The sequence below is a fragment of the Pseudomonas sp. 57B-090624 genome (assembly GCF_003234055.1).
In the GTDB taxonomy this organism is placed as follows: Bacteria; Pseudomonadota; Gammaproteobacteria; order Pseudomonadales; family Pseudomonadaceae; genus Metapseudomonas; species Metapseudomonas tohonis.
The window spans coordinates 58654-81612 of sequence record NZ_QKRU01000014.1; the positions used below are offsets into that span (position 1 = coordinate 58654).

The 22959-nt window shown below is 68.2% G+C and carries 18 protein-coding genes; 6 read left to right on the forward strand and 12 right to left on the reverse strand.

Annotated features, from left to right (window positions below):
* Nucleotides 1–20: 20 nt before the first annotated feature.
* Entirely contained in the window at nt 21–560 is a 540-nt protein-coding gene (locus tag DMX10_RS09110) for a DUF2087 domain-containing protein (RefSeq protein WP_111260783.1), read from the reverse strand.
* A gap of 282 nt (nt 561–842) precedes the next feature.
* On the opposite strand from DMX10_RS09110, the gene DMX10_RS09115 reads away from it, so the two are divergent.
* The gene (locus DMX10_RS09115; protein ID WP_111260784.1) at nt 843–1721 is read left to right on the forward strand and encodes a hypothetical protein; all 879 of its coding nucleotides are present in this window, start codon (nt 843–845) and stop codon (nt 1719–1721) included.
* Between the two features lie 16 nt (nt 1722–1737).
* On the opposite strand, the gene sstT is transcribed toward DMX10_RS09115, so the two are convergent.
* From sstT to DMX10_RS09140, 5 genes are all read right to left on the reverse strand, one after another.
* Entirely contained in the window at nt 1738–2982 is a 1245-nt protein-coding gene (gene sstT / locus DMX10_RS09120) for a serine/threonine transporter SstT (RefSeq protein ID WP_111260785.1), read from the reverse strand.
* Nucleotides 2983–3301: 319 nt separating this feature from the next.
* A complete protein-coding gene (locus DMX10_RS09125; RefSeq protein ID WP_111260786.1) occupies nt 3302–3739 on the reverse strand; it encodes a thioesterase family protein in 438 nt (145 codons plus the stop codon).
* A 23-nt stretch (nt 3740–3762) separates the two neighbouring features.
* The gene (locus DMX10_RS09130) at nt 3763–4926 is read right to left on the reverse strand and encodes an iron-containing alcohol dehydrogenase (protein WP_111260787.1); all 1164 of its coding nucleotides are present in this window, start codon (nt 4924–4926) and stop codon (nt 3763–3765) included.
* 95 nt (nt 4927–5021) lie between these two features.
* Nucleotides 5022–6812, reverse strand: a complete 1791-nt coding sequence (locus DMX10_RS09135; protein ID WP_111260788.1) for an acyl-CoA dehydrogenase C-terminal domain-containing protein — start codon at nt 6810–6812, stop codon at nt 5022–5024.
* Between the two features lies 1 nt (nt 6813).
* Entirely contained in the window at nt 6814–8052 is a 1239-nt protein-coding gene (locus DMX10_RS09140; RefSeq protein WP_111260789.1) for a 3-hydroxyacyl-CoA dehydrogenase, read from the reverse strand.
* Nucleotides 8053–8178: 126 nt separating this feature from the next.
* On the opposite strand from DMX10_RS09140, the gene DMX10_RS09145 reads away from it, so the two are divergent.
* Complete coding sequence (locus DMX10_RS09145; protein ID WP_111260790.1) at nt 8179–9081, forward strand: LysR family transcriptional regulator; 903 nt, start codon at nt 8179–8181, stop codon at nt 9079–9081.
* Between the two features lie 266 nt (nt 9082–9347).
* A complete protein-coding gene (locus DMX10_RS09150; RefSeq protein ID WP_111260791.1) occupies nt 9348–9863 on the forward strand; it encodes a hypothetical protein in 516 nt (171 codons plus the stop codon).
* A gap of 69 nt (nt 9864–9932) precedes the next feature.
* On the opposite strand, the gene DMX10_RS09155 is transcribed toward DMX10_RS09150, so the two are convergent.
* From DMX10_RS09155 to hslO, 3 genes are all read right to left on the reverse strand, one after another.
* Nucleotides 9933–11873, reverse strand: a complete 1941-nt coding sequence (locus DMX10_RS09155) for an ATP-dependent DNA helicase RecQ (protein WP_111260792.1) — start codon at nt 11871–11873, stop codon at nt 9933–9935.
* Between the two features lie 280 nt (nt 11874–12153).
* Nucleotides 12154–13698: a phosphoenolpyruvate carboxykinase gene (locus tag DMX10_RS09160; protein ID WP_111260793.1), complete on the reverse strand. Its 1545-nt coding sequence runs from the start codon at nt 13696–13698 to the stop codon at nt 12154–12156.
* A 432-nt stretch (nt 13699–14130) separates the two neighbouring features.
* The gene (gene hslO / locus DMX10_RS09165) at nt 14131–15024 is read right to left on the reverse strand and encodes an Hsp33 family molecular chaperone HslO (RefSeq protein WP_111260794.1); all 894 of its coding nucleotides are present in this window, start codon (nt 15022–15024) and stop codon (nt 14131–14133) included.
* A gap of 108 nt (nt 15025–15132) precedes the next feature.
* Between hslO and DMX10_RS09170 the strand changes: the two genes are divergently transcribed.
* On the forward strand, nt 15133–15924 hold the full coding sequence (locus DMX10_RS09170; RefSeq protein WP_111260795.1) for a phosphatase PAP2 family protein: 792 nt from the start codon (nt 15133–15135) through the stop codon (nt 15922–15924).
* On the opposite strand, the gene DMX10_RS09175 is transcribed toward DMX10_RS09170, so the two are convergent.
* Nucleotides 15921–16328, reverse strand: coding sequence for an RNA-binding S4 domain-containing protein (locus DMX10_RS09175; RefSeq protein ID WP_111260796.1), 408 nt, complete (start codon nt 16326–16328; stop codon nt 15921–15923). The genes DMX10_RS09170 and DMX10_RS09175 overlap by 4 nt on opposite strands.
* A 164-nt stretch (nt 16329–16492) precedes the next feature.
* Between DMX10_RS09175 and DMX10_RS09180 the strand changes: the two genes are divergently transcribed.
* Nucleotides 16493–16936: an ATP-dependent zinc protease gene (locus DMX10_RS09180; RefSeq protein WP_256604779.1), complete on the forward strand. Its 444-nt coding sequence runs from the start codon at nt 16493–16495 to the stop codon at nt 16934–16936.
* A complete protein-coding gene (gene rimK / locus DMX10_RS09185) occupies nt 16933–17838 on the forward strand; it encodes a 30S ribosomal protein S6--L-glutamate ligase (protein ID WP_111260798.1) in 906 nt (301 codons plus the stop codon). Before DMX10_RS09180 ends, rimK begins: the two co-directional genes overlap by 4 nt.
* A gap of 275 nt (nt 17839–18113) precedes the next feature.
* On the opposite strand, the gene DMX10_RS09190 is transcribed toward rimK, so the two are convergent.
* Together DMX10_RS09190 and DMX10_RS09200 are read right to left on the reverse strand one after the other, a co-directional pair.
* Nucleotides 18114–18857, reverse strand: a complete 744-nt coding sequence (locus tag DMX10_RS09190) for a SapC family protein (protein WP_111260799.1) — start codon at nt 18855–18857, stop codon at nt 18114–18116.
* A 199-nt stretch (nt 18858–19056) separates the two neighbouring features.
* Nucleotides 19057–22815 (reverse strand): EAL domain-containing protein, encoded by a 3759-nt coding sequence (locus tag DMX10_RS09200; protein ID WP_111260801.1) that lies wholly within the window; start codon nt 22813–22815, stop codon nt 19057–19059.
* Between the last annotated feature and the right edge of the window lie 144 nt (nt 22816–22959).

The following is a 22959-nucleotide window of genomic DNA, read 5'->3' on the forward strand; positions in this document are numbered from 1 at the left end:
CTCCCTGCGCGCCGGGCACATCAGGCCGAACGCCTGCCCAACTGCTCGCGCAGGGCCATTGCCAGCGGCTCCGGGCGCAGCTCCACGCGACGGTACTCACGCCCGTCCGGCGTACGCACCAGCCAGCCGGCGTCGACCATCTCGCGCCGCAACAACACGTGGTCACCCAGGCTCGCAGCCGCGCGGATATGGCCGTCGACCTCGCGCTCGCTCATCGCGATGCGCGGCGGCAAGGCCATCCAGGTCATCCACAGGCAGGGGCGCCGGTGGCTGTGCTTGCCCGGCCAGGCCTGCAGGCGGCCCTGCTCGTCGAAGTAGCGCAGCAGGCGGCGGACCAGCACATAGTCCACCGCATCGCCGGTGGGCGCCTCGGCCAGCTGGCGTTCGGCGACCTGGCTCGCGCGCAGCGCCTGGAAGCTGCGAAAACCCCTGGCGCGGGCCAGCAGGTTGAGCATCTCCACATGCCCCGGCGGCCGCTCGCGTCCCTCCAGCTGGCGGACCAGCGAGCGGGCGAGCGCGGACATGTCATGGGTGGCGAAAGGGATAAGCGTCTTGGACACAGTTCGTTCCTCGTGTGTGCCAAGTCCTCGGGCGAGGATGTCGGGGGTCGCCGGGTTCCGACGCGGCACGGGACGAGTGTCGGTCGAGGATGAGCCTGGGGCTCGTGGCAGGTTTAGCTGCCCGAATGGGCACCGGTGACGCCTGGGTGAACTGCCGACCGCGCGCCAGAATAGCTCCGGGTGTCGAGTTGCTCAACAGCCACCGGGCGAAGCGTCTGAGAAGACTGTAATCTTCTGCCATTACCCTGCTGGCGCATGCACGCCGGTCGCCGTGGACACGCCATGGGCTTCATCCGATACGCCACACCTTTGCTCTGCCTCTTCACCCTGCTCCCGGCTGCCTTCGCCGGGCAGCAACTGCGTGTCTGCCAGCAGAACCCCGTCACCTACGCCTACCGCATCGAGCTGGCGAACCTGATCCTCGCCCGCACCGCCGAACGCTACGGCGCCGCCAGCATCGCCACCAGCGACGCACCGGACCCATCCCAGGAACGTTGCCTGGCGATGCTCAAGGCCGGCCAGGTGGACCTCGCCTACGTGCCACCGAACCGCGAACGCCTGGCCGACTTCCGCATGCTGCCCATCGACATGCACCAGGGCCTGCTCGGCTACCGCGTGCTGATCATCCGCCAGGACCGCCAGGCCGACTTCGCGCGTATCGACGACCTCGATGGCCTGCGCCGCATGACCGGTGGCTTCGGCAGCCAATGGAGCGATTTCCCGCTGTTCGCCCGCAACCACCTGCCAGTGCTGGGCATGGCCAACCCCGGCAACCTGCTGCCGATGCTCGAGCAGCGCCGCTTCGACTACTTCCACCGTGGCCTCAGCGAAGCCTGGGCCGAGGTGGACGCCAACCACAAGGCGCTGCCGGACCTGATGGTGGAGCAGCACCTGGCGCTGAAATACCCGATGCCGGTGTACTTCACCTTCGCCCAGCACAACCCGGTGCTGGAACGGCGCTTCGCCGAAGGCTTCGAGATGATCCGCGCGGACGGCACCTTCCAGGCGCTGTTCCTGCGCCATCACGGTCACCTGATCGACAAGGCGGGGATGGCCGGGCGGCGGGTCATCGAACTGGAATCCGACCTGCCGGGCCGGCTACCGGACAGCGGTGGGGGGTTCGCCGAACCCGCCACCGCCAGGACGGGCGACACGCCCTAGGCGTGCACCCGGGGGATCAGCCGATGTGCGCTTCGCCCGGCTCGTCGACATCGCCGCTGGCGATGCAGGCCGCGGCGGTGAACAGCACGTCGGTGGAGGAGTTCAGCGCGGTCTCGGCGGCGTCCTGGAGGATGCCGATGATGAAGCCCACCGCCACCACCTGCATCGCCACCTCGCTGGGGATGCCGAACAGGCTGCAGGCCAGCGGGATCAGCAGCAGCGAGCCGCCGGCCACACCCGAGGCGCCACAGGCGCAGATGGACGCCACCACGCTGAGGAGGATGGCGGTGGGGATGTCCACCGCGATACCCAGGGTGTGCACGGCAGCCAGCGCCAGCACGGTGATGGTGATCGCCGCGCCGGCCATGTTGATGGTCGCGCCCAGGGGGATCGACACCGAGTAGGTGTCCTCGTGCAGGCCGAGCTTTTCACACAGCTGCAGGTTCACCGGGATGTTGGCCGCCGAGCTGCGGGTGAAGAAAGCCGTGATGCCGCTCTCGCGCAGGCAAGCGAGCACCAGCGGATAAGGGTTGCGGCGGATCTTCGAGTAGACGATCAGCGGGTTCACCACGAAGGCCACGAACAGCATGCAGCCCAGCAGCACCACCAGCAGGTGGGCGTAGTCCGCCAGCACCTTCAGGCCGTTCTCCGCCAGGGTCGAAGCCACCAGGCCGAAGATGCCCAGCGGGGCGAAGGCGATCACCACGCGCACGATCAACGACACACCGTGGGACAGGTCGCTGAACACCGCGCGGGTGGTCTCGCTGCCCTGGCGGATGGCGATGCCCAGGCCCACGGCCCAGACCAGGATGCCGATGAAGTTGGCCTCCATCAGCGCCTTGACCGGGTTGGCCACCGCACTGGAAAGCAGGCTCAGCAGCACCTCGGAGATATTGCCGGGCGGCGCCAGGTCATTGGCCGCCGCGCTCAGGTGCAGGGTGGAGGGGAACAGGCTGGAGGCCAGCACCGCCACCACCGCGGCGGAGAAGGTGCCGATCAAGTAAAGCAACAGGATCGGGCGGATGTGCGTGCGCTCGCCCGGCTTGTGGTTGCCGATGGCGGCGATCACCAGGACGAACACCAGCACCGGTGCCACGGCCTTCAGGGCGGTGACGAACAGGGTGCCGAGCAGGCCCACGGCCGCAGCCGCTTCGGGCTTGAGCGTGGCGAGCAGAACACCGGCCACGAGGCCGATGAGGATACGCGTCACCAGGCTGGTGCCCTTGAGGCGCTGGAGGATGGAGCGTTTTTCCGAAGACATGGCAGATTCACTGAACAGGGGCCGTGGACACGGCCGATACCCAAGATGCCCCGCTGCACCACCCCGGCCCGGCCGAAACGGAAATACTCGCCAGGCCGCAGGGTCTATCGCCCTGCAGTCAGTGGAAGCGCAGCGGATTTGCCGCGCATTCTGCGGGCAGAAGCCCGATTAGGGTAGAGCGACCGGTCAGCGCACCCCGCCGATGTCGCCATTCCGGCTGTTCGGGGTCGATCTGGTGAAAAACCCGGCCGGCGAACCGCGCATGGGAATGAGCCGTAGCCCGGGCTTCAGCCCGGGAGCGGTCTTGCCGACGCCGCGATCAACCCGGGACGACGAGTTCCGCCAGGGCGGCGCGCAGGCGTTCGGGGATGGGCACCGGACGGTTGCTGGTGCGGTCGACGAAGACGTGGACGAAGCGGCCGGCGGCGCAGGCTTCGTCTTCGCCGGCCTTGAAGATGGCCAGTTCGTACTGCACCGAGCTGTTGCCCAGCTTGCCGACGCGCAGGCCCACTTCGATGCGATCGGGGAAGGCGATGGAGGCGAAGTAGTCGCAGGAGGAGCTGACCACGAAGCCGACGACCTCGCCGTCGTGGATGTCCAGGCCGCCCACTTCGATCAGGTAGGTGTTCACCGCGCTGTCGAAGAAGCCGTAGTAGACGACGTTGTTCACGTGGCCGTAGACGTCGTTGTCGTGCCAGCGGGTGGTGATCGGCTGGAAGTGGCGGTAGTCGCTGCGCAGGTGCTGGGGTTGGCTCATGGGGGTCCTTGGTTCGGATGGGCTCAGTACGCCGCTTGGTAGATCGCCAGCGCATCGCGCTCGCTGACTTCGCGCGGATTATTCACCAGCAGGCGCTGTTGCAACATGGCGTCCTTCGCCAGCTGCGGCAGCATCGCCTCGGCGACGCCGGCATCGCGCAGGCGCGTGGGCAGGCCGCTGCGCTCGCTGAAGTCGGCCAGCTCGACGATCAGTTGCTCGGTGAGGTGCAGGTCGTTGCCCGGCTGCAGCTTGCGGCCCAGCACCAGCGGCGCCAGTTCGGCGTAGAGCGGCGCGGCGACCTCGGCGTTGAAGCCGAGCACATGGGGCAGCACCAGCGCATTCGAGAGGCCGTGGGGGATGTGGTAGTGCCCGCCCAGGGGATAGGCCAGGGCATGCACCGCCGCCACCGGGGCGTTGGCGAAGGCCTGGCCGGCCAGGCAGGCGCCCAGCAGCATGGCCTGGCGCGCCTCGCGGTTGCGGCCGTTGTGCACCGCCTCGTCGAGGTGGGCGCAGAGCAGGCGCAGCGCCTCGCGGCCGAGCAGGTCGGACATGGGGTTCTTCTTGTGCCGGCTGGTGTAGGACTCGATGGCATGGACCATGGCATCGATGCCGGTGGCAGCGGTCACCGCAGCGGGCAGGCCGAGGGTGAGGTCGGCGTCGAGCACCGCCAGGTCCGGCAGCAGCAGCGGCGAGACCACGCCCATCTTGGTGGTTTCGCCGGTGGTGATGATGGCGATCTGGGTGACTTCCGAGCCGGTGCCGGCGGTGGTCGGCACCTGGATCAGCGGCAGGCGCCGGCCCCGGGCGTTGCCGACGCCGTAGATGTCCTTGAGCGCCTGCCTGCACTCGGGGTGGGCCAGCAGCGCCACCAGCTTGGCCACGTCCATGGAGCTGCCGCCGCCGAAGCCGATCACCAGCTCGGCGCGCAAGGCCTTGGCCTGTTCCACCGCCTGCAGCACCACTGCCTCGGGCGGGTCGGCCTGCACCTGGTCGAAGATCTCCACCGCCACGCCGGCGGCGGCGAAGCCCGGGAGGATCGGGTCGAGCATGTTCAGGCGGGTGATGCCCGGGTCGGTGACGATCAGCACACGGTGGGCATCGCGCTCGCGGCACAGCTCGGCCAGGCGGAGGGCGGAGCCGGGTTCGCAGAGGATCTGCGCGGTGGTGGCGAAACTGAAGGGCTGCATGGGGTGGCCTCTTGTTGTTGTGCTGTCGGGTTGGCTGAGCGGGTGCTGCACGGGCGGGGTAGCGGTTGATCGCCCTCCCCGCCGCTTGGACTCCATCAGAACGCGAAATGCGCCTCCGGCAGGGCCATCAGGCAATCCGCGCCGCCGAGCAGCGACTCGCGGTGGCCGCTGGCGCGCGGCAGCAGGCGGCGCATGTAGAAGCGCGCGCTGTGCAGCTTGGCCTGGTAGAAGTCCGCCTCGCCGGTGCCGCCGTCCAGGGCGTCCTGGGCGCGGGCCGCGGCCTGCAGCCAGAGCCCGGCCAACAACACATAGGACGAGTACTGGAGGAAGTCCACCGAGCAGGCGCCGATTTCCTGGGGGTCGTGGCGCGCGCGGTCGAGCACGGTGGCGGTGAGGTCGCGCCATTCCGTGAGGCGCGCCAGCACGGCACCGGCCAGTTCCGCCAGTTCGCTGCGGCCGGCCTGGGCTTCGGCCATGGCGGCCAGCTCGTCCTGCAGGGCATGGAGTTCGGCGCCGCCGTCGCCCATCAGCTTGCGGCGGATCAGGTCAAGCGCCTGGATGCCGTTGGTGCCTTCGTAGATCTGCGTGATGCGGCTGTCGCGCATCAGTTGTTCCATGCCCCATTCGCGGATGTAGCCATGCCCGCCGTATACCTGCACGCCGAGGCTGGCCACTTCCTGGCCCATGTCGGTGAAGAAGGATTTGACGATGGGGATCAACAGCGCCGCGCGCTTGCCGGCGGCCTTGCGTGCGGCCGCGTCGGGGTGGCCGTGCTCCAGGTCCAGCTGGCGCCCGCAGTAGGCGGCGAGCATGCGGCTGCCTTCCACCAGGGTCTTCTGGGTCAGCAGCATGCGCCGCACGTCGGGGTGGTGGATGATCGGGTCGGCGGCCTTGTCCGGCTCGGCCGGGCCGGTCAGGGCGCGGGATTGCAGGCGCTCGCGGGCATAGGAAAGCGCCCCCTGGAAGGCGCGCTCGGCGATGCCCAGGCCTTGCAGGCCGACCTGGAAGCGCGCGTCGTTCATCATGGTGAACATGCAGGCCAGGCCCTGGTTGGCTTCGCCGATCAGCCAGCCGGTGGCCCCGTCGAAGTTCATCACGCAGGTGGCCGCGCCCTTGATGCCCATCTTGTGCTCGATGGCGCCGCAGGACAGGGCGTTGCGCGCACCCGGCGTGCCATCGGCGTTGGCGATGAACTTGGGCACCAGCAGCAGCGAGATGCCCTTCACCCCGGCCGGGGCATCGGGCAGACGCGCCAGGACCAGGTGGACGATGTTGTCCGAGAAGTCCTGCTCGCCACCGCTGATGAAGATCTTGCTGCCGCTGACCTTGTAGCTGCCGTCCGCCTGGGGTTCGGCGCGGGTGCGCAGCAGGGCCAGGTCGGTACCGGCCTGGGGCTCGGTGAGGCACATGGTGCCGGTCCAGGTGCCGCCGACCATCTTGTCCAGGTAGGCCTGCTTGAGCGCCTCGCTGCCGTGCTTGTAGAGCGCCAGCACGGCGCCTTCGGTGAGGCCGGAATAGACGCGGAAGGACAGGCTGGCGGCCATCAGCATCTCGTGGAAGCTGGCGGCGACCATCTGCGGGAAGCCCTGGCCGCCATGCTCCACCGGGCCGGTCATGCTGGCCCAGCCGTTGTCGCAGTACTGCCTGTAGGCCTCGCGGAAGCCCGTGGGGGTGGTCACGGCGCCACCTTCGAGGGTCACGCCCTCTTCGTCGCTGGAGCGGTTCAGCGGGGCGATGACCTCGCCGGCGTAGCGCGCGCCTTCTTCCAGCACGCCGTCGATCAGCTCGCGGTCCAGGCCATTGCCCAGCAGTTCGCAGTGGCCGGCGACATCGAAGACTTCATGGAGCACGAAACGCATGTCGCGCAGGGGGGCGGTGTAGCTCATCTCAGGCTTCCTCTTGGCAATCGGCGAAGCGGCGGCCTTCGGCAGCCAGGCGCTGGATCAGGGCAGCGGGCTGCCAGTGCAGGCCGTGGCGGCCGGCGAGGTATTCCAGGCGCTCGCGGATGACCTCCAGGCCCTGGCCATCGGCCCAGCTCATGGGGCCGCCCTTGTCGGCGGGGAAGCCGTAGCCGTTGAGGTAGACGGTGTCGATATCGGCACTGGAGGCGGCGATGCCCTCTTCGAGGATCTTCGCGCCCTCGTTGACCAGGGCCAGCAGGCAGCGCTCGAGGATTTCTTCCTGGCCGATGCTGCGGCGCTCGAAGCCGAGCTGCTCGGACACCTGCAGCACCAGCGCGTCCACTTCCGGGTCGTGCTCGGCCTGGCGGCTGCCTTCGGCGTAGCGGTAGTAGCCCATGCGCGACTTCTGGCCGAAGCGGCCGAGGGCGCAGAGGCGGTTGTCCACCTGCACCGCCGGGTCGTCCTGGCCCTTGCCGGCCAGTTCGCGGGCACGCCATTCCAGGTCGATGCCGACCACGTCGTACATGCGGAACGGGCCCATGGCGAAGCCGAAGCCCTGCAGGGCGGCGTCGACCTGGTGGGGGTAGGCGCCTTCGAGCAGCATCATCCGCGCCTCGCGTACATAGGTGTGGAGCATGCGGTTGCCGATGAAGCCGTCGCAGTTGCCGGCGATGACACTGACCTTGCCCATGCGCTTGCCCAGCTCCAGGGCAGCGTCCAGCACCGGCCTGGCGGTCCTGGCGCCACGCACGATCTCCAGCAGCTTCATGATGTGCGCCGGGCTGAAGAAGTGCAGGCCGAGGACCTGCTCGGGACGGGCGGTGACGGCGGCAATGGCGTCGATGTCCAGCGCCGAGGTGTTGCTGGCGAGGATGGCCGACGGCTTCAGCCGGGCGTCCAGCTCGCGGAAGATCTGCTGCTTGAGCTCGAGGTTCTCGTACACCGCCTCGATCACCAGGTCGACGTCGGCCAGGGCGTCATAGTCGGTCACCTGGGTGATGCAGGCACGACGCGCGGCCGCCTGGGCCTCGTCGATGCGCCCCTGGCGCACGTTGTGGGCATAGGTGTCAGCGACCACGCCCAGGGCCTGCACCAGCATCTGCGGGTTGTTGTCCAGCCACAGCACCTGCACGCCGGCATTGGCCAGGCTCATGACGATGCCTCGGCCCATGGTGCCGGCGCCGATCACGGCGGCTTGTCGAATGTCGTGGGGGCTCTGGGTCATCGGATCGTCCTCTTGTTGTTCTGCGGTGGCTCGGGCCTGCGCGCGGGGATACGAAAATCGCCAGACACCTTAAGGAAGCCGCTACTATTTTTGAAATTTAGTCTTGTGATAGGTCGTATTCCCACGGTGAATATCTCCACGTTCGATCTCAACCTGTTGCGTGTGCTCGACGCCCTGCTGCGCGAGCGCAATGTCTCCCGTGCCGCCGAGCGCCTGTCCCTCAGCCAGCCGGCGGTGAGCAACGCCCTCAACCGCCTGCGCGAGCTGCTCGGCGACCCGCTGCTGGTGCGCGTGGGTCGCAGCATGCAGCCGACGCCCCGGGCGCTGGCACTGGAGGCCCCGATCCGTACCGCCCTGGCGCAGATCGAGCAGAGCCTCGTCGCCGGCGAGGCCTTCGACCCGGCACGCAGCCGCCAGCGTTTCAGCATCGCCGTGACCGACTACGTGGAGCTGATCTGCATGACCCGCCTGCTGGAGCGCCTCGCGGTGCTGGCGCCCGGCGTGCAGATCGCCATCAGCCACCTCAGCCCCAGCCTGCCCGCCGAGGCGCTGGACAAGGGCGAGCTGGACCTGGTGCTGGGGCGCTTCCAGGGCATTCCACCGCGCTTCGCCAGCCGCCGCTGGATGAGCGAGACCCTGCGCCTGACCGCGCGCCGCGACCACCCGCTGCTGCAGGGCCAGCCGGACCTGGAAGGCTTCCTCAGGCTACGCCACCTCTGGGTGCATGGCGGCCAGACCAAAGGCATGGTCGACCTGTGGCTCGCCGAGCGTGGCCTGAGCCGGCAGATCCTCTACACCACGCCCAACTACCTGCAGGCGGCCCACATCGTCGCCGGCAGCGACCTGGTGGCCGTGCTGCCCACGCAACTGGCCCACTACTTCGCCCGCCTGCTGCCGCTGGCGCTGTACGAGCTGCCCTTCGCCGTGGGGCCCTTCCACCTGGACGTGGTCAGCGTGCAGGCCCGGGAACGGGACGCGGCGCTGCAATGGCTGATCGGGCAGATCCTCGAATTGGGCGAACCCGGCTGAACGTCGACCGACGAACGGTCGAAGGGACGCTTCCTGCACGAACGTACCAAAGCATCAGTGGGCTCCTTCGGCACGGATCGCTCGCAGCGCCCATGGACCGGGCGATGCAAGCGCGACGGGAGCCCGCACAGCGAAGCGGCGGGACAGAAAGCGGCGGAAAAAGTGCTAGACGATCGAGTCACGAGCCTTATGCGCGATCGACCTAAAAGAGGGCTTCTCCTGCCCTTAGACTGAAGCTCCCAGGCCGAAAAACCAGGGAGAACCCAATGGCTATCGCAATCACACCGACAGGACCGACCCTGTTCACCAACACCCCGCTGCCGCGGACCAATGACCCGTTGGCGATCACCGCCCAGCCCGGCGTCACCACCCAGAACGCCATCGACACCCGGAACGAGCGGGCGCGTATCGCCCGGGAAGAAGCCCAGCAGCAGTTCGAGGAGAACCAGCAGCTGGCCCGGGAACGGGCACAGGCGCTGCGGGAGGAACAGGCCCAGCAGATCCGCGAGAACGCCGCCGAGACCGCCCGGCTGCAGCAGCAACAGCTCCAGCAGCAGCGGATCGCCGACTACATCGAAGCCCAGCAGACCGATGACCTGAACCCCGACAACCCGCTGTCCGGGGACTTCATCGCCCGTCAGCGTCTGCAGCTGGACGGCAATCAGCAGGCCTTCACCCAGCCCGACCTGGGCCTGGTGACGCCGCGACTGGCCAACCAGGCCATCTCCACCTACCAGGCCGTGCAGCAGCCCAGCTTCACTGACCGGGCCCTGGTGGCCTGACGAGGCGGTAGGCAGGCCATGGCCCGTGCCGGGTACGGGCCGTGGTGGAACCCTGGGCTGAAGCCCAGGCTACAGATCGAGCTGACGGCTGACCCAGTCGCGCACCTGCGCGTAGGGATAGTCCTCCAGCGCCGCGAAGCCGGGCAGATTGCGGGCCTTCAAGCGGGTGAAGATCGGCGTGGCGATACCGCAGAGGAAGCGGGTGAGGCTCTCCGCACCCGCATCGCGGCCGTCGTATTCGTGCTGGCGCTGGCGGAAACCGCTGCAAAGCGCGGCGAAATCCTTCCCCTCCAGCGCGGGTAGCGCCGCCGGCTCGGGCAAGCGCGCCACCTGGCCCCGGCACACCGAACAGTGGCCGCACCGGGCGGGTGCCTGGTGGTCACCGAAGTAGGCGGCCAGGCGCTGGCTGAGGCAGCTGTCGCTGGCGAACAGCGCCAGCATGGCGTTGATGCGACCGATCTCGCTGGCTTCCTGGCGCTTGAAGTAACCGTGCAGTTCGTCCGCCAGCGAGCCGGTGTCCCAGTCGCTGCGCAGCGAGGCGTAGACCTCGGTCATCTGCTTGCTTTCCAGCTCGATCCAGCCGCGCTCCTGGAAGAAGTCCAGGGCCTTGACCACCCGCGCGCGTTCGGCCTGGTGCTCGTTGTAGAGCCGGTCGAAATCCACCGTGCTCCAGGTGCGCGCCCGTTGCGAGGTGGCGACCAGCGCCTCGACGAACTGGCGCCGCTCGCCCTCGAACTTGGCCACCAGCGCCTCGGGCTCCACCAGGTACTTGAAGCGGTATTCGGCGAAGTAGGCGAACAGCGGGGCGATGATGCCGCGCAGTTCCAATTGCACCAGCAGGGTCTTGAGCGGCAGCTGGCGGATGTTGCTCTGGTCCGACAGTGCGTTGAGGGTCAGCTCCCAGCGCCCGCCCTCCCCGGCCGCGCCCTTGAGTTCCTGCAGCACGCGGAGGATGCCATCGCGCTCCGGCGTGTCGCCGTAGACGAAGTTCTCCAGCACGTTGAGCCCATCGCGGTTGGCCAGCACCAGGCACTCGGAGCGCTGGCCGTCGCGCCCGGCGCGGCCGATCTCCTGGCTGTAGTTTTCCACCGACTTGGGCAGGTCGTAGTGCACCAGGTTGCGCACGTCGCTCTTGTCGATGCCCATGCCGAAGGCGATGGTGGCGACGATCATGTCCACCTGCCCGGCCATGAAGCGCCGCTGCAGCGCCTCGCGCGCCTCATGGCCCATGCCGGCGTGGTAGGCGGCGGCGGACAGGCCGCTGCGCACCAGCGCCTCGGCCACTTGCTCGGCGGTCTTCTGCAAGGTGACGTAGACGATGCCCGGCTGGCCCTTGCGCGGCGCCAGCCAGTCCACCAGGCGCGCCATGCGGGCCGGCCCGGGCACCGCCTCGACGGCGAGGTCGAGGTTGCTGCGGTAGAAGCCGGTGGTGACCACGTCCACGTCGGCGATGGCGAATTTCTTCTGCATGTCGGCGATCACCGCGGGGGTCGCCGTGGCGGTCAGCAACAGCACCTGAGGAATGCCGAACTGGCGCTGGTAGTCCGGCAGCTTGAGGTAGTCGGGACGGAAGTTGTGGCCCCACTCGGAGATGCAGTGCGCCTCGTCCACCACCAGCAGGGAGATCGGCACCTGCTGGATGAAGCCACGGAAGCGCTCGTTCTTCAGGCGCTCCACCGAGATCATGAGAATCTTCAGCTCGCCCGAACGCGCCCGCGCCATGACCTCGGCGGCCTCCTCGCGGCTCTGCGCGGAGTCGATGCTGGCAGCGGCGATGCCGTGGCGGTGGAGGAAGGCCAGCTGGTCCTGCATCAGCGCCAGCAGCGGCGAGACCACCAGGGTCAGGTGCGGCAGGTGCAGCGCCGGCAGCTGGTAGCACAGCGACTTGCCCGAACCGGTGGGGAAGATCGCCGCCGTCGAGCGGCCGGCCAGCACCGAGCGGATGGCCGCTTCCTGGCCGGGGCGGAAGGCGTCGTAGCCGAAGGTGGCGGCGAGGGTGTTGCGAGGCATGGCTTCACTCCATCGAAAGGGGCCGTCGATCATGGCCAGAAGCGCAACGCAGCAGCGCCGCGACAGTGCAGGGCGTCGGCCTGTATGTCCGTAGGATGGCGAAGAGCGCAGCGAAACCCATCAGCGTCCGCTCCTGGCAGCGGTGCCCGGCGCTGGCCTCGCTGGTGGATGGGAGAAGCGTCATCCACCCTATGCCACTCTCGACTCCGAGCACCCGGTAATTCCCGTGGCGAGCAATGAAAAAGCCGCCCGGAGGCGGCTTCTTCTTCAACGGGCTCGCTTACAGCTGCGGGCCGGCGTTGCGGATGGCGTCGGAGACGTCGAACTTCTTGAAGTTCTCGATGAACTTCTCGGCCAGGCCCTTGGCGGCTTCGTCGTAGGCAGCCTTGTCAGCCCAGGTGTTGCGCGGGTTGAGCAGGTTGGTCTCGACGCCCGGAACGGCCTTGGGCACGTCCAGGTTGATCAGCGGCAGGTGCTCGGTCTCGGCACCGATCAGAGCGCCGCTCTGGATGGCCGCGATCACGCCACGGGTGGTGGGGATGTTGAAGCGCTTGCCGACGCCGTAGCCACCGCCGGTCCAGCCGGTGTTGACCAGGTACACCTTGGAGCCGAAGCCCTTGATGCGCTTGATCAGCAGCTCGGCGTACTCGCCGGCCGGGCGCGGGAAGAAGGGCGCGCCGAAGCAGGTGGAGAAGGTCGACTTGATGCCGCCGCCGGACCCCATCTCGGTGGAACCCACCAGGGCGGTGTAGCCGGACAGGAAGTGGTAGGCAGCCTGCTCGTTGTTGAGGATCGACACGGGCGGCAGTACGCCGGTCAGGTCGCAGGTCAGGAAGATCACGGCGTTCGGCTCGCCGGCACGGTTGGCCTCGACGCGTTTCTCGACCAGCTCCAGCGGGTAGGCCGCACGGGAGTTCTGGGTCAGGCTGTCGTCGCTGTAGTCGGGCAGGCGGGTTTCCGGGTTCAGCACGACGTTTTCCAGGACGGCGCCGAACTGGATGGCTTTCCAGATCACCGGCTCGTTCTTCTCGGACAGGTCGATGCACTTGGCGTAGCAGCCGCCTTCGATGTTGAACACGGTGCCCACGCCCCAGCCGTGCTCGTCGTCACCGATCAGGTAACGGCTTTCGTCGGCGGACAGGGTGGTCTTGCCGGTGCCGGACAGGCCGAAGAACAGGGTGGTGTCGCCGTCTTCGCCGACGTTGGCGGCGCAGTGCATCGGCAGCACGTCTTTTTCCGGCAGCAGGAAGTTCTGCACGGAGAACATGGCCTTCTTCATTTCACCGGCGTAGCGCATGCCGGCGATCAGGACTTTCTGCTGGGCGAAGTTGAGGATCACGCAGCCGTCGGAGTTGGTGCCGTCACGCTCCGGCTCGCAGACGAAGTTCGGGGCGTTGATGATCTGCCATTCCTGGCGGGCCTGCGGGTTGTACTGCTCGGGATTGATGAACAGGCAGCGGCCGAACAGGTTGTGCCAGGCGGTCTCGGTGGTCATCTTGACGGCCAGGTAGTGCTCGGGGTCGGAGCCGACGTGCACGTGGGAAACGAAACGCTCGCGCTCGGTCACATAGGCTTCGACGCGGTCCCACAGGGCATCGAACTTGTCCGCCGGGAAGGGACGGTTGATGGCGCCCCAGGCGATCTTGGATTCGGTGCTCGGCTCCTGGACGATGAAGCGGTCGGCCGGAGAACGGCCGGTGCGGTGACCGGTCCTAACTACCAGCGAACCGTTGGCGGCCAGCTCACCCTCGCCACGGCGGATGGCCTCTTCGACCAGTTGCGCGGCGCTGATATCGGTGTACACGGCGGTATTGGCTTGCGTCATGTGGTTCCCCGTCGGCGAGAGGCCGAGTCCTCCAATCAAATATGTAGTGGGTCATGCGACCCGCTACAGCGAAAAAAGTGCGCCGGATTATGCCAGAGGAACTATGGCTTAGGCGAGATGACTGGACGTAAGGCAGACGATACGGGGGTTTCAGTCAGACCGGGCACCGGGAACTGCGACTCTGGCGAGCGCTTCTCAAGCGGGTTCGTCACTGGAAATGACTGCCTCGGCAATGGCGGTCACCAGCGGAACGCCACGCGAGAAAACGAGGCCGGGCGGGCGCTTGCCGAGATATCCACAGGCCCGGGCTGCGCTACGACACACTACAAATGGGTAGGGGACTTATGAAAAGCAGCTGGAAGCCTGAAGCTGGAAGCTTGAAGAAAGAGCAGCGCAGCCTCCAACTTCCGGCTTCTAGCTTCCAGCTTCCGATCAGTGCTTCGTGCTTGACGGCGCCGCGCTGCCGCCACCGGCGAACAGCTGGGCCACGTCGGCGGCGTCGAAGCTGTAGCGCTGGTTGCAGAACTGGCAGTCGATCACCACCGTGCCGCCGTTTTCGTCCAGCAGGGCTTCGGCGTCCGTGCGGCCCAGGCTGACCAGGGCGTTGGCCGAGCGCTGGCGCGAGCAGCTGCAGCGGAAGCTGATGGGGCGCGGGTCGAACAGGCGCACCGGCTCCTCGTGGTAGAGGCGGTGCAGCACGGTTTCGTTGTCCAGGCCCAGCAGCTCCTCGGCGGTGAGGGTATCGGCCAGGGTGGTCAGGTGCTGCCAGCTGGCGGCGCGGGCTTCCGGGTCCTTCAGGCGGTCCGCCGGCAGGGCCTGGAGCAGCAGGCCACGGGCATTGCGGCCATCGGCGTTGAGCCAGAAGCGGGTTGGCAGCTGTTCGGAGTTGGCGAAGTAGGCGGACAGGCTCTCGGCCAGGTTGCTGCCCTCCAGGCTGACGATGCCCTGGTAGCGCTGGCCTTGCTTCGGGTCCACGGTCAGGGTCAGCACGCCCTCGGGCATCAGTTCGTGCAGCCCGGCACCGGGCTCCACCTGCTCGGCGTGGTAGCGGGCGATGCCGCGCAGCTCGCGGTCGCTGGAGCACTCCACCATCAGCAGCGGCACGGCGCCGGAGGAGCGCGCCTGGAGCACCAGGAGGCCGTCGAACTTCAGGGTACCGACCAGCAGCGAGGCGGCGGCGAGCATTTCGCCGAGCAGCTGGGCCACCGGCTCCGGATAGGGGTGCTTGGCCAGCACGTGGGCGTAGCTCTCGCCCAGGGCGACCATCTCACCGCGCACGTCGGTGTCGTCGAAAAGGAAGCGCTGGGTATTGTCGAAGGTCGGCATGAGGAGGAAACCCGGGAAGGAAAGATGACAGAACGATGACGGCGAACTATAAAGCGCGCCTTTCCACGGCCTGCGATAGATGAGGATGGGAATTTTATGGAGAAACCGATGCGTGTCCAAGCCTCCTGGCGATGGCCGGCCCTGATCGGCCTGCACGCCTTCGCCCTGCTGCTGCTCGCCAGTTGGCTGTCGCCGGCCACTCGGACGCTCTGGGACCAGGCCGACCGGGCCGTCTACCTGGCCCTCAACGGCTCCCTGGACGGCCACCCGCTGTGGATGGGCTTCTGGGCCTTCTGCAGCACGCGGCTGTTCGACATCCTCGCCGGCGGCCTGATGCTCGCCCTGCTGATCCGCCAGGACTGGGTGTTCCGCCGCCACCAGTTGCGCCCCGCGCTGTTCACCTTCATCGCCCTGATGCTGGTGCTCGTGGCGGTGCGCATCCTCTTCACCCGCATCGCCGTGCACCATGGCTGGCAGCACGCCAGCCCGTCCATCGTGCTGGGCGGCATGCAGCTGTCCGATCACTTCCCGCTGCTCGAAAGCGTGTTCGAAGTGAAGGACCGTTCCAGCCGCAGCTTCCCCGGCGACCACGCCTCGGTGCTGATGCTCTGGGGCCTGTTCATGGCGATCTTCGCCCGGGGCTGGAACCGCGTGACGGTAGTCGCCCTGGCCACCGCGATGATGCTGCCGCGCCTGGTGGCCGGTGCCCACTGGCTGGCGGACGACCTGGTCGGCGGCCTGTTCATCACCCTGCTGGTGCTGGCCTGGGGCTGGTGCACCCCGGCGGGCGACCACCTCGCCCGCGTGCTGGCCTGGCTGGCCAGCCCGGCCATGCGCCTGGGCAGCCGCGTGCCGTTGCTCAACCGCCTGTCGCTGCTGGACGACAAGCGCCTGCGCTAGCCCTCGAAATCGCCGGAGCCGCCGCGCAGGTAGTGGATCTGCCGGCGCTGCTTCTTGGTCGGCCGGCCCTCGGTCTGCACGCCCAGGGCGCCGGCCTTGCGCAGGGCCGCCGCCTCCTCGCGGCGGGCGATGCTCTCGGCGGTCTCCTCGTAGAGCGTCTGCGCCTCGGGCGCGCCCCGGCGCACCACGGAAAGGGCGCGGACCACCACGGTGCGCTCCTCGAAGCCGGTACGGATCACGTATTGGTCACCGATGCGCGGCTCCTTGCCCGGCTTGCAGCGCTCACCCCGGTGGTGGACCTTGCCGCCCTCGATGGCCTCCTTGGCCAGCGCGCGGGTCTTGTAGAAACGCGCCGCCCACAGCCACTTGTCCAGGCGCACCTTGTCGTCGTCTTTGTCGCTCATGCCTCGGTTTCCATGCTGGCAGGCTGCACGGCATCGCAACCTGGAAATTTGCCTCCCGGGCGCACGCCGGGCCGGATGCAGTTGTCACAAGGGGCAACTAGAATGCCGACAACTTTACCGGAAAGCCTGCTTTGAAGACGTTCGACCAACTCTCCGTGATCGGCCTGCGTGAATGGATAGCCCTGCCCGAACTCGGCATGGTCGGCCTGCGCGCCAAGATCGACACCGGGGCCAGCACCTCCACCCTGCATGCCAGCGACATCGTGCCCTTCGAGCGCGACGGCCAGCGCTGGGTGCGCTTCACCGCGCACCTCGGCACCCTGGTGCAGCGGCGCCATCGCTGCGAGGCGCAGGTGGTCTCGGTGAAGACCATCAAGAGCTCCAACGGCCAGGCCCAGAGCCGCTATGTGATCAGCACCACGGTCGCCCTGGGCGATCGCGCCTGGCCGATCGAGTTCACCCTGGCCTGTCGCAAGACCATGCGCTACCGCGTGCTGATCGGCTCCAAAGCCCTGGTGGACGGCCAACTGGTGGTCAACCCGGCCCTTAGCTACGTACAGGACAAGCCGACCCTACCGGCCTTCGACTCCCTTCCAGGTGCCCAATGAAAATTGCCGTGCTGTCGCGCAACCCGCGTCTGTATTCGACCCGTCGCCTGGTGGAGGCCGGCCAGCAGCGCGGGCACGAGATCCAGGTGATCGACACCCTGCGCGCGTACATGAACATCGCCAGCCACAAGCCGCAGATCCACTACCGCGGCCAGCCGCTGGAAGGCTTCGACGCGGTGATCCCGCGCATCGGCGCCTCGGTGACCTTCTACGGCTGCGCCGTGTTGCGCCAGTTCGAGATGATGGGCGTGTTCCCCCTCAACGAGTCGGTGGCCATCAGCCGCTCGCGGGACAAGCTGCGCTCCCTGCAGCTGCTCTCGCGCAAGGGCATCGGCCTGCCGGTGACCGGCTTCGCCCACTCCCCCGACGACATCCCCGACCTGATCCGCATGGTCAACGGCGCCCCGCTGGTGATCAAGGTGCTGGAAGGCACCCAGGGCATAGGCGTGGTGCTGTGCGAGACGGAGAAGGCGGCCGAATCGGTGATCGAGGCCTTCATGGGCCTGAAGCAGAACATCATGGTGCAGGAGTACATCCGCGAGGCCGGCGGCGCCGACATCCGCTGCTTCGTCGTGGGCGACAAGGTCATCGCCTCGATGAAGCGCCAGGCCAAGCCGGGCGAGTTCCGTTCCAACCTGCACCGGGGCGGCAGCGCCAGCCTGATCAAGATCACCCCGGAGGAACGCATGACCGCCATCCGCGCCGCCAAGGTCATGGGCCTGTCGGTGGCCGGTGTCGACATCCTGCGCTCCAACCACGGCCCGCTGGTGATGGAGGTGAACTCCTCACCCGGCCTGGAAGGCATCGAAGTGACCACCGGCAAGGACGTCGCCGGGATCATCATCGAACACCTGGAAAAAAGTGCCGGCCCCAACATGACCCGCACCAAGGGCAAGGGCTGAGCCCACCCATCGCTCTCCCGACGAGGCGATGGACTTCCGTAGGGTGGGTAGAGCTCGGCGAAACCCACGCGGTGGAGGTGCCGGGAAGCCGGTAGTCATGCCCAGCACCCCATGGTGGACCGGTGAAGCGGGGTCCACCCTACATTCCGCCATACGCCGAGCCCATCCAGCGCCCACACAAAAGCCGCCGGGCCTCACCCGACCTACGGACGCATCAAGGAAGTCGTTGCGCTGAAGCAGGCTCCGCCCCCGGCCGGGAGTGGAGCCGTCCCCCATCAATGGGGGGTGGTTTCGCCGGCAGCCTTCTTCGCCAGGTAATGCGCGAACAGCTGGTTGGCGTTGCCCAGGGAGATCAGGTGGGCATAGATCCAGCCGAGGAAACCGGACTTGTGCAGCTCCAGCACCTTGTCGTCGGGAAGGGCCAGGAAGCGCTCCTCGTCCACCGCCAGGAAGTCGCTGAGCACGAAGCTCTCGCCATTGCTGTGGCTGAGCTTGAGGCTGCGCGGGGACAGCAGCTCCAGTTCGTTGAGCGTGTCGACGAAGCGGCGGGTGCGCTCCATCTCGGTGGTGAAGTTCTGCAGGAAGTGGATCATCTCTTCGAGGAAGGGGCTGTTCCGGCCTTCCTCGTCGAACAGCTCGCGGCCCTCTTGCTCGTTCCAGCCCGAGTAGGCGGCGTCGAAGCAGACGGTGAAGTTCTCCGCACTGTCCTGGGCCAGGACGAACGGGTAACGGCGCACGAAGGCCGGGATGTAGCAGTTCTCCTGCCACAGGTTGTTGGCGTCGACGTAGCCGTTGTGGCCGGCCTTCAGGCCCAGCAGGGCGATGGGCACGGCCTGGGCGCCCTCGCCGATGAACACGATCGGGTAGTGACGGGAGGCCTGGAAGAACTCCAGGCCGGCCAGCGGCACCAGATGGGTGCCGGCGGCGAATTCGCTGTTCTGGAGGCTGGCGAGCTTCAGCGAGCGGTGCTCCTCGCGGTTCAGCGCCTTGATGTCCTTGTACAGCAGCAGCGTGGTCATTACGTGGGTCTCCTGGGAAGAACGGGTTGACGGATGACGATCTGCGCCAGGACCTGTCCACCATCCTGGTCGGGCACCCCATCCTCGAGGGTATTGGCCGCCACCAGGCCGATGTCCAGGTGGCGACCCCAGCTGAAGTTAAGACCAGCACCGACGCTTTGCAGGGCCGGCCCCGGCATTCCTGGATGCGGCAACAGGCTCACGGGGCGCGCTGCCCCAGCCAGTCGACGAAGGCGGCCTCGTCCAGCGGCGGGCTGAAGTGGAAACCCTGGCCGAGGGCGCAGCCCAGGGCGCGCAGGCTCTGGTGCTGGCCGCTGGCCTCGATGCCTTCGGCGATGCACTCCAGGCCGAGGTTGTGGCCGATGGCGAGGATGGTGTCCACCAGCGCGGCGTCGCTGCCGGCCTGTTCCAGGCCTTCGACGAAGCTGCGGTCGATCTTCAGGCGGTCCAGCGGCAGGCGCTTGAGGTAGGTGAGCGAGGAATAGCCGGTGCCGAAATCGTCGATGGCGAAGCGCACGCCCAGGCCCTTGAGTGCCTGCATGGCGGCGATGCACTGCTCGACGTCCTCCAGCAGGCTGCCTTCGGTGATCTCCAGCTCCAGGCGCTGGGCCGGTACGCCATGGCGCTGCAGGCAGTCGCTGACCCGGGCGACGAAATCACCCTGGCGCAGGTCGCGCGGGCTGATGTTGATGGCCATGACCAGCTCCGGCCAGCGCGGCAGCCACTGGGCCAGGGCGGCGCAGGCGCGGTCGAGCACCCAGTCGCTGAGTTCGAGGATCAGCCCGGTCTCCTCCGCCAGGGCGATGAACTGGGCAGGCGGCACCACACCGCGCGTGGGGCTGCGCCAGCGCAGCAGCGCCTCGGCACCGACCACACGCTCGTCGGCCAGGGCCAGCTGCGGCTGGAACTCGAGGAACAGCTGCTCGCGCGCCACGGCCTGGCGCAGCTCGCTCTGCAACTGCAGGCGCTGGTCGATGGCGGCCTGCATGGCCGGGGCGAAGAAGTGCAGCGCATTGCGGCCGCCCTGCTTGGCCCGGTACATGGCGGTGTCGGCCTGCTTGAGGACGTCCGCCGCACCCTGGCGCTCGAAGGGGTGCAGGGCGATGCCGATGCTGGCGCTGACCGACAGCTCGTGCTCGCCGATGCGACAGCTGCCATGCAGGCTGTGGAGCAGCTTGGTGCCCACCTCGGCGGCGTGTTCGGCGGCCGCCTCGGGGTGTTCGCCCAGGGCCTCGAGCAGCACCACGAACTCGTCGCCGCCCAGCCGCGCCAGGGTGTCCTCGGCGCGCAGGCAGCTGGCCAGGCGCGCGGTGACCTCGCGCAGCAGCGCGTCGCCCACCGGGTGGCCGAGGCTGTCGTTGACCGTCTTGAAGTGGTCCAGGTCGATGAACAGCAGGGCGCCGAAGCGGCCCTCGCGCACCTCACGGGCCATGGCGTGCTGCAGGCGGTCGAGCAGCAGGCGGCGGTTGGGCAGGCCGGTAAGTTCGTCGCTGTAGGCCAGGCGCTCGATCTCGCGCTGGTAGCGCTGGCGCTCGGAGATGTCGGTGATGCTCAGGCGGATCAGCGGCGCCGCGCCGCCGGGCAGGCGCACCAGGCGCACTTCGCAGGGGCGCACGCGGCCGGCGACATCACGCATCAGCCATTCGAACACCGGTGCCTCGCCGGCCAGCGCGGCCTGGGCGTGGGCCTGGCCGACGTCCCGCGAGGGACGCCCGTCGGCCTGCAGCGGCGGGCTGAAGCTGGTGGGCATGCGCCCGATCAGCTGCTCGCGGGGCAGCCCGTAGAGGCGCGCGGCGTTTTCGTTGGCCTCGGTGATGCCGCGCTCGACGTCGAACACCAGGATCGCCTCGGGGGCGTGCTCCACCAGGATGCGGTAGCGCGCCTCGGCCTCGCGCCGGGCGCTGACGTCTTCCACCAGGGCCAGCAGGGCGTACATGCGACCGTCGCCATCGCGCACCGCGCGGACGTTGACGCGGGTATCGACGACGCTCCCGTCGGGCCGCAGGAAGCGCTTGTCCAGTTCGTAGCCGTCGCGCTGGGCGCTGCGCACCTGGTGCAGCAGGGCCTGCTCGGCGCCACGGTCGTCGGGGTGGGTGATGCTCATCCAGTCGGCGCCCTGGAGCATCTCGCGGGAACGCCCGAGGATGCTGCAGAGCTTGAAGTTGACCTCTTCCCAGCAGTGTTCGGGCGAGCACAGGGCCATGCCGATCAGCGGCGCCTCGAAGAACAGGTGCAGATGCTCCTCGCGCTCGCGCTGGCGACGCTCGGCGCGCTTCTGCTCGGTGAGGTCCTGGATCGCGCCGTAGATGCGGATGACCCGCTCGCCGTCGTGCTCGGCCAGGCCCTTGAGGCGCACCCAGCGGTAGTTGCTCTTGGCGGTGACGACACGCAGCTCGATGTCGAAGGGATCGGCGCTGCGCAGCACGTGATCGAGGGTGGCGCGGGCCCGGGCGCGGCTGTCCTCGTCGAAGTAGTTCATCGCCTGTTCCAGGTTGGGCGCGCCGCCCACCGGCTCCAGGTCGTAGATGCGGAAGGTGCCCTCGCTCCAGAACATCTGCTCGCTGGGCAATTCCAGCACCCAGCCGCCGATGTCGGCGATGGCCTCGGTCTGGCTCAGCAGGTGGGTCTGGCGCATCAGCTCCTCGCGGCGCAGGCCCAGTTCCTCGGCGAGCAGTTCGCGGCGGCTGACATCGTGCTGCAGGGCGACGAAATGGCTGATGCCCTGGTCGTCGTGCATCGGCGCCAGGGTCACCTCGTTCCAGAACAGGCTGCCGTCCTTGCGGTAATTGCGCAGGATCGCCTGGCACGGCTCGCCGCGCCGGATGGCCGCCAGCAGGCGCGGCAGCTCGGGCTGGTTGCGGTCGTGGCCGACCAGGAAGCGACAGTTGCGCCCCAGCACTTCGTGGCGGCTGTAGCCGGTGATGCGCAGGAAGGCGGGGTTGCAGTAGGTGAGCGGGAAGTCGGGCTGGCGCGCGTCGACGATGATCACGCCGAGCGGGCTGGCCTCGAGGGCCAGGCTGTTCATGGCCAGGGCCTGCTGCATCTCGGCGCGACGGCGCAGTTCCAGGCGCAGGTCGCTGAGGGTCCGCCCCACCAGCAGGGTGGAGACCATCAGCAGCAGCACGCTCAGGTGCAGCTCGATGCGCTGCGGCTCCAGCCACTGCGGGGCCTCGCCCAGCTCCCGCAGGAGCGGCAGCGAGAGCACGGTGGCGGTGGCCAGGCCGGCGCCGCAGAGGGCGCCGGGGAACCCCCGGGTGAGGGCCAGGCTGAGCATCACCAGGCCGATCAGGGGCAGGGTCAGCAACAGCGGCATCACCGCGATCGCCAGCGGCAAGGCGATGACCAGCACCACCAGCAAGGGCCAGGGGGGCAGGCGCAGCATGGACTCGGCCAGCGGCGCGAAGGCGCCCAGCGCCCAGCGTCGACGGCGCAACCAGGGGGTGAGGTAGGTGAGCAGCGGCAGGCAGACCACCAGGGTGGTGAGGCTGTCGCCCAGCCACATCAGCAGGCTGGCGGTGCCCCAGGCCTCGGGGGCGATCACCCCGGTGAGCACCAGACTGCCCTGCACGCCGATGGCCACCAGGGTCACGGGCACCAGCACGCCGAGCAGCATGAAGCGCAGCAGGCTGGCGAAATCCGGCAGGGCGACATCGAAGCGCGGCGGCCGCAAAAGCAGCCAGCCGACACCGATGCTGAGGGTCTCGGGCAGGGCGTAGAAAGGCGCGAGGCGCCAGTCCAGGCCCCAGAGCGGTGCGCTCAGGACGGCGTTGAGGAAGACCGCGAGCAGTACCCGAGGGCCCCACCAGAGGCACGCCACCAGCCCCAGGGAAAAGGGCAGGTACCAGAGCGCGACGCCGCCGGAAACCTGGGTGCCCAGGGAGACCCAGGTGGCGAGGTGCAGCAACGGCAGTGACGACCACCAGGTCCAGTTGGGCAAGCGGGCTTTAGCGGCGGGCATTCTGACCTCAAGTCTACGCACGCGGGAGGATAGTCCAGGGCGCCTAGAGTACGTGGGTCAGGGCAAAGTGACACTATGCAACAACGAGCCCGCGTCGCAGCCTGACGGAAGGCGTCGCGGATGAACGCGAGCCCCGCCGTGCGG